The organism is Streptomyces sp. SID486 (assembly GCF_009865385.1).
In the GTDB taxonomy this organism is placed as follows: Bacteria; Actinomycetota; Actinomycetes; order Streptomycetales; family Streptomycetaceae; genus Streptomyces.
On sequence record NZ_WWJT01000647.1, the window covers coordinates 1 to 6870 of the forward strand.

Genomic DNA, 6870 nt, shown 5'->3' on the forward strand with positions numbered 1-6870 from the left:
CGCCTCCCGGCCGCCCGGGCCCGGGTGCCGCGTGGGGCGGCGACCGCTCAGGCCGCGGGTACGTGCACCGTCTCGACCCGGCTGGCCACCAGCCGCTCGCGCTCCCGCCGGGCCGCCCGCCCCCGCAGCCGCAGGATCTGGCTGACACCGAGCGCCTGCAGGACGAACACCGCCGAGAAGGCCACGGTGTAGTCGTCCCCGGTCGCGTCCAGCAGCACACCGATCGCGAACAGCGTGGTCATGGACGCGATGAAGCCGCCCATGTTGGTGATGCCGGACGCCGTCCCCTGCCGCTCGGGCGGATTCGCGGGCCGGGAGAAGTCGAAGCCGAGCATCGACGCCGGCCCGCACGCGCCGAGCACCGTGCACAGCACCAGCAGCAGCCACATCGGGGCATGCTCCCCGGGGTACGCCAGCGTCGCCGCCCACAGCAGGGCCGTCGCGCTCACCGTGCCCAGCGCCAGCGGCAGCCGCGCCGCGTGGTGCCGGGCGACGATCTGGCCGTAGACCAGGCCGACCACCATGTTGGACAGGACGACGAGGGTGAGCAGTTCGCCGGCCGTACCGCGGCTCAGTCCCTGCGCCTCGACCAGGAACGGCAGCCCCCACAGCAGCAGGAACACCATCGCCGGGAACTGGGTGGTGAAGTGCACCCACAGGCCCAGCCGGGTGCCCGGCTCCCGCCAGGCCGCGGCGATCTGCCGGCGCACGTAGGCCGCGCCCCGGTGCGCGGACGGTTCCGGTTCCTGACCCTCGGGGTGGTCCTTGAGGAACAGCAGGGTCAGCACGAGGACGACGGCACCCGCCAGCGCGCTGCCCGCGAACGCCGGGGTCCAGCCGACGCTGTGCAGCAGCCGGGCCAGGACCAGGGTGGAGACCAGGTTGCCCGCCATGCCGACCAGTCCCGCGAGCTGCGCGACCAGCGGCCCGCGCCGGGCGGGGAACCAGCGGGTGCCGAGCCGCAGGACGCTGATGAAGGTCATCGCGTCGCCGCAGCCCAGCAGCGCCCGGGAGGCGAGGGCGGTGCCGTAGGAGGGGGAGAAGGCGAAGCCCAGCTGTCCGGCGGTGAACAGCACCGCCCCGATGCTCAGCACCTTCTTGGTGCCGAGGCGGTCCACCAGCAGTCCGACGGGTATCTGCATGCCCGCGTAGACCAGCAGCTGGAGTATGGAGAACGTCGAGAGGGCGGAGGCGTTGACATGGAAGCGGTCGGCCGCGTCGAGGCCGGCCACCCCCAGCGACGTACGGAAGATGACGGCGACGAAGTAGACGGCCACGCCTATGGACCACACGGCGACGGCCCGGCGGCCGCCCGGCGGGTCACCCGGAAGTGTGGCGTTGCGCTCGGGAGCGCTCATCGGACCTCACCTCGTGCGAGGTGCGAGAACCAGCTCACGTGCCGGTGCACGATCCCGACGGCCGCCTCCGCGTCCCCGGCGCGCAGCGCCTCCAGGATCTGCGCGTGCTCGGCGAGCGTCTTGGCGATCCGGTCGGGGTGCGAGTGCATCACGGCCACGCCCATCCGCAGCTGGCGGTCGCGCAACTGGTCGTAGAGCCGGGAGAGGATCTCGTTGCCCCCGCTGCGGACGATCTCGGCGTGGAAGCAGCGGTCGGTGACCGCGGCGGCGGCCAGGTCACCGGCCGCGGCCTGCGCCTTCTGCCGCTCCAGCAGCTCGGTCAGCCGCTCCAGCAGCCCCGGCGGGGCGGGTACGGCCTTGCGGGCCGCGTGCTCCTCCACCAGCAGCCGGGTCTCCACCACATCGGCGATCTCCTGCGCGGAGACCGGCAGGACCAGGGCGCCCTTCTTCGGGTAGAGGCGGATGAGACCCTCGGCCTCCAGCCGCAGCAGCGCCTCCCGGACGGGCGTCCGGGAGACACCGACGGCCTCGGCCAGCTCACCCTCGGTGAGCAGGGTGCCGCCCTCGTAGCGGCGGTCGAGCACCCCCTGCTTGACATGGGCGTACACGCGGTCGGCGGCGGGTGGCGGCTTGAGGGACTGCGGTGCGGGCTGCTCGACGGCCGTTTTCATGCCCACAGGATAGATACAACACGTACGCAAGCGGCACCCCCGTCCATCATGCGGACGTGACGAACGCCTCCCGCAGCGACCGCACAACCTTCTGTGCTACTTACGTGTCACACACATGCGGCCCCCTTCCACCCCACCCAACTCGGCCGCACATCAGGGGCATTCAAGACATCCGAGGTACATCACATTGATTACCGGCATTAAGGGCATCCGCTTTCCTCGAGCCGCCGCCGTCGCCGTCACCTCCGGCGCGCTGCTCGCCACCGGCGCCCTCACCGCAGCGCCCGCGCAGGCCGTGGCCACGCCCTCGATCGTGGCCAAGGGCGGGTACCTCATGAACAACGCCAACGGCGCGTCGCTGTACGGGAAGAACGCGGACAAGCAGCTCGCCACCGGCTCCACCACCAAGATCATGACCGCCAAGGTCGTGCTGGCGCAGCCGAACCTCAACCTGAACGCCACGGTGACGATCGACAAGGCGTACAGCGACTACGTCGTCAGGAACAACGCCTCCCTGGCCCACCTGATCGTCGGCGACAAGGTGACGGTCCGCCAGCTGCTGTACGGGCTGATGCTGCCGTCCGGCTGCGACGCCGCCTACGCGCTCGCCGACAAGTTCGGCGCCGGCTCCACCCGCGCCGCGCGCGTGAAGAGCTTCATCGGCAAGATGAACACCGCCGCCGCGAACCTGCACCTGACCCACACCCACTTCGACTCGTTCGACGGCATCGGCAACGGCAGGAACTACTCGACGCCGCGCGACCTGACGAAGATCGCCAGCAGCGCGATGAAGAACGCCACGTTCCGCGCGGTGGTGAAGACGAAGTCGTACACCGCCAAGACGAAGACCAAGTCGGGCGGCACGCGCACGATGGCCCCGTGGAAGAACACCAACGGGCTGCTCAGCAGCTACAGCGGCACCATCGGCGTGAAGACCGGCTCCGGCCCGGAGGCCAAGTACTGCCTGGTCTTCGCCGCGACCCGGAACGGCAGGACGGTCATCGGCACCGTCCTCGCCTCCTCCTCCATCCCCCAGCGCGAGGCGGACGCCAAGAAGCTCCTCGGCTACGGCTTCGCCCGGCTCGGCTGACAGCCGCTCCGGCACCGAGGGCCCGTCGCGCACCGCGGCGGGCCCTTCTTGTCGCCCCGCCGGCGGTGCAGGTCGCGGCGGTGTGCCGGCCGCGGCGGTGGTGCAGGCCGCGGCGGGCCCTCCTCGTCGCCCCGCCGGCGGCGGAGACCGCGGCGGTCCGGCCCGGCGTGTCCCGCACCCACCGATGACACGCATGGTGCTAGTGTCATTGGCACCATGCTGCTGCGTCTGGACACGGCCGACACCCGCCCGCTGCACGAACAGGTCGCCGCGGCGGTGCGGCGGGCCGTCGCCGAGGGCGAATGCCGCGCGGGCGACCGCCTGCCCTCGGCCCGCGATCTCTCCGCGGCCCTGGACATCAACGTCAACACCGTCCTGCGCGGCCTGCGCGAACTGCGGGACGAGGGCCTGCTGGAGTTCCGGCGGGGCCGGGGCATCACGGTCGCCGAGGGCGCGGCCCGCCGCTCCGGACTGCAGATCAAGGTGCGGGAGCTGATGGCGGAGGCGTCCCGGCTGGGCTACAGCCGGGCCGATCTCATCGACATGATCCGGGGGCTGACATGACGGGCGGGAACACTCCGGGGGCCGACGCGACGGGCGGGGACACGGGGCCCGCCCCCCACGGCCGCGCGGCGCGCCGCTGGGCCGTCGCCGCGACGGTGACCGTCGCCGCCGCCCTCGCCGGCCTCCCCCGGGCCGCGCACGACCGGCTCCCCGACCGGCTGGCCACCCACTGGAGCGGCGGTGACACCCCCGACGGCTCGATGCCCCTGTGGGCGGCCTCCCTCTTCCCGGCGGGCGTCTGGCTGCTGCTCGCTCTCGCGGTGAGTGTCCGGTGGCGCCGCTCCTGGCCCGCGGCGCGTCCCTGGCGGGCGATGACGCTGGCGCCCACGGGGGCTGTACTGGTCGGCGCGCAGGTGTCCGTGATCCGGGCGAACCTCGACCGCGCGGACTGGCACGAGGCCCGCATGTCCGTCTTCGGCGTGGTGCTGCCCATGGCCCTGGCGGCGGTGGCCGGTGCGATCGCGTGGCGGCTGACCACCCTGCCCTCCGCCCCGCCCGCCGACCCCGCGCACGCACTGGACCTGCCCGAGGGCCAACGGCTGGTGTGGTTCTCCCGTACGGCCAACCCTGTCCTGCGGCTGCTGGCGGCGGTGACGGGGCTGGCCGCCGCCGCCGCGCTGGCCTTCCTGACCGCAGGGCTGGCGAGCCCCGCCGCGCTGTGGCCCGTGTGCGCGGGCTGCACGGTCACCGCGCTCGCCTTCGCCGCCTTCTCCTCGGTCCAGGCCAAGGTGTCGGAGGCCGGCCTGGAGGTGGCGTTCGGCCCGCTCGGCTGGCCCGCCCGCCGCTGGTCCCCGGCCGCCGTCGAGTCCGCCCGCGCCGAACGGCGGCTGCCCTCCCAGGTCGGCGGCTGGGGCTACCGCTTCAGCGGCCTCGGCACGACGGTCATGCTGCGCGCCGGCGACTGCCTGGTCATACGAGCCCGGGGCCGCCGTACGGACTTCGCGGTGAGCGTGGACGACGCCGAACGGGGAGCGGCCCTCCTGAACGCCCTCCGAACCCACCGGCCGACCTGAAACCACCGCGACCGCCTGACCTGAAACCACCGCGACCGCCCGACCCGTAACCACCGCGACCGCCCGACCCGTAACCACCGCGACCGGACGACGGACCACATAACGGCCGTTACACGCAAGCGAATTGGCGATCTTCGCCCGCAATCGTGAACTTCCCGGCTTTCCGCTGGCATATTCCAATTCCTCCGCTCTACGTTCCGCAGCGGAGGTAACTCACATGAATGAACCCAAGAAGCAGTCCGGCCCCGCCGGGCAGCGCGAGGCGATCGACGTCAGCGACTTCGTGTACGCGGCGACCGGAGCCCGCGTCCGCCGCCTGACGATGCCGGACGGAAGCCACTGGTTCCCGGCGGTGGACGTGTGCAAGGAGCTGGGGTACACCACACCTCGCAAGGCACTCACGGACCATGTCCCGGAGAACCATCGAGAAAGTCTCGAGACAGTGACTGGAAGTCACTGTCTCAGCATCCCTGCAGGTAGGGAGTGGCGCCGAGACCTGCAACTCATCGATCTCCAGGGGCTGATCCTCCTCGTCCAAGCCTGCACGAAGCCTTCCTGCGCCCCCTTCAAACAGTGGGCCGCCGAAGTCATCGAGACCGTGCAGCGAGAGGGTTCCTACACTCTCGAAGAGGCCGAGGTGCAGCCGGTCGAACCGGGCGCGCCCATCGCGTACGCCATGCCGGAACAGGTCGCGGAAGCCATCGTCCGGCTCGAAGCGCACAACCTTCAGCTGGACGAGGACCTCGCAAAGGGGCAACGCGAGTCGATCGCGCTGCAGACGCAGATGCTCGCGGTTCAGCAGCAGACGCTCGCCGTCCAGCAGGAGACGCTCGCCGTTCAACGCGAGACGCTCACCGTTCAGCGGGAGACGCTCGCCGTTCAGCGCGAGGCGCTCGCCGTTCAGCGGGAGACGCTGGGGACGCAGAAGGCGACGCTCGCCGTGCACCAGGCCATGGTCCGGGCGATGGAACGTATCGCGGACCGGCTGGACGACCTCGTGCTCCGGCGTGCCCCGCTCGGCAGGCCCTTCGCGGCACTGCCCACCACGGAGTCCGTGCTGGCGGGCTGGCGGCAGCGGCTGTCCGTGACGGAGGACGTGTGGACGGTGGCCGTGGTCATCGCCCCGGTCCTCGTGGAGAAGGGCGAGCTGCGCGAACCGCTCGGGTCCATCGCGGCTCGTACCGGCCTGTCGGTGCACCGCGTCAACGAATGCCTCCGCCTGCTGCGCAAGCACGCCTGCATCCGTTCGCAGGGCGGGGCCGAGGACGGGGCGCCGGTGTACGTCCTCGATCGGGGCTGAAGAAGAGGATCGGGGCTGGGGAAAAGAGAGGGGGCGGCCGCATCACTTGGTTGCGGCCGTCCCCTCCTGGCTCCGAGGTTATCCGGTGGAAGCCCTCACGCCCAGGTGATCAGTCGTTTCGGCTGCTCCAGGATCGCCGCGACGTCCGCGAGGACCCTGGATCCCAGCTCCCCGTCGACCAGCCGGTGGTCGAAGCTCAGGGCCAGCGTGGTCACCTGACGCGGCTTAACCTTCCCCTTGTGCACCCACGGCTGGAGCTTGATCGCGCCGACCGCGAGGATCGCCGACTCCCCCGGGTTGAGGATCGGGGTGCCGGTGTCGACGCCGAACACGCCGACGTTGGTGATGGTCACCGTGCCCCCCTGCATGGCGGCGGGCGAGGTCTTGCCCTCGCGGGCCGTCGCCACCAGTTCACCCAGCGCCTCGGCCAGCTGCGGGAGCGTCTTGTCCTGCGCGTCCTTGATGTTCGGGACGATCAGGCCGCGCGGAGTGGCCGCCGCGATGCCCAGGTTGACGTAGTGCTTGAGCACGATCTCCTGGCGGGCCTCGTCCCAGGCGGCGTTGACGTCCGGGTTGCGCTTGATGGCGACCAGCAGGGCCTTGGAGATCAGCAGGAGCGGGTTGACCCGCAGACCCTGCATGTCCTTGTCCTGCTTCAGCTCCTCGACCAGCTTCATCGTGCGGGTCACGTCCACCGTCACGAACTCGGTGACGTGCGGTGCCGTGAACGCCGAGCCGACCATCGCCTGCGCGGTGGCCTTGCGGACGCCCTTGACCGGGATCCGGGTCTCGCGCGCCGTGTCGTACGACGTCCCGGGCGCCGGGGCCACCGGGGCGGCGGCCGGCGCGGCGGGGGCGGCCGGAGCCGGCGCGG

7 protein-coding genes are annotated in these 6870 nt (G+C 71.7%); 4 read left to right on the forward strand and 3 right to left on the reverse strand.

Translation table 11 applies throughout. The features are described 5' to 3' along the window. Positions 1–47: 47 nt before the first annotated feature. On the reverse strand, positions 48–1358 hold the full coding sequence (locus GT045_RS30275) for an MFS transporter (protein ID WP_161336124.1): 1311 nt from the start codon (positions 1356–1358) through the stop codon (positions 48–50). Next, positions 1355–2029, reverse strand: coding sequence for a GntR family transcriptional regulator (locus tag GT045_RS30280; protein WP_161298732.1), 675 nt, complete (start codon positions 2027–2029; stop codon positions 1355–1357). The genes GT045_RS30275 and GT045_RS30280 overlap by 4 nt, the downstream gene beginning before the upstream one ends. Before the next feature lie 187 nt (positions 2030–2216). Between GT045_RS30280 and GT045_RS30285 the strand changes: the two genes are divergently transcribed. From GT045_RS30285 to GT045_RS30300, 4 genes are all read left to right on the forward strand, one after another. Next, the gene (locus GT045_RS30285) at positions 2217–3119 is read left to right on the forward strand and encodes a serine hydrolase (RefSeq protein ID WP_161298731.1); all 903 of its coding nucleotides are present in this window, start codon (positions 2217–2219) and stop codon (positions 3117–3119) included. Between the two features lie 216 nt (positions 3120–3335). Then, on the forward strand, positions 3336–3683 hold the full coding sequence (locus GT045_RS30290; protein ID WP_161298730.1) for a GntR family transcriptional regulator: 348 nt from the start codon (positions 3336–3338) through the stop codon (positions 3681–3683). Continuing rightward, positions 3680–4696: a DUF1648 domain-containing protein gene (locus GT045_RS30295; RefSeq protein WP_237538991.1), complete on the forward strand. Its 1017-nt coding sequence runs from the start codon at positions 3680–3682 to the stop codon at positions 4694–4696. The genes GT045_RS30290 and GT045_RS30295 overlap by 4 nt, the downstream gene beginning before the upstream one ends. 217 nt (positions 4697–4913) lie before the next feature. Continuing rightward, a complete protein-coding gene (locus GT045_RS30300; protein WP_161336125.1) occupies positions 4914–5996 on the forward strand; it encodes a Bro-N domain-containing protein in 1083 nt (360 codons plus the stop codon). A gap of 95 nt (positions 5997–6091) precedes the next feature. Here GT045_RS30300 and GT045_RS30305 read toward each other — a convergent pair. Then, positions 6092–6870: dihydrolipoamide acetyltransferase family protein (locus GT045_RS30305; RefSeq protein WP_202529167.1), on the reverse strand; the 779-nt coding region annotated here is incomplete at its 5' end.

Coding starts and splice junctions, on each gene's coding strand:
- GT045_RS30275 (WP_161336124.1), bottom strand. CDS start 1,358: ATGAGCGCTCCCGAGCGCAACGCCACACTTCCGGGTGACCCGCCGGGC.
- GT045_RS30280 (WP_161298732.1), bottom strand. CDS start 2,029: ATGAAAACGGCCGTCGAGCAGCCCGCACCGCAGTCCCTCAAGCCGCCA.
- GT045_RS30290 (WP_161298730.1), top strand. CDS start 3,336: ATGCTGCTGCGTCTGGACACGGCCGACACCCGCCCGCTGCACGAACAG.
- GT045_RS30295 (WP_237538991.1), top strand. CDS start 3,680: ATGACGGGCGGGAACACTCCGGGGGCCGACGCGACGGGCGGGGACACG.
- GT045_RS30300 (WP_161336125.1), top strand. CDS start 4,914: ATGAATGAACCCAAGAAGCAGTCCGGCCCCGCCGGGCAGCGCGAGGCG.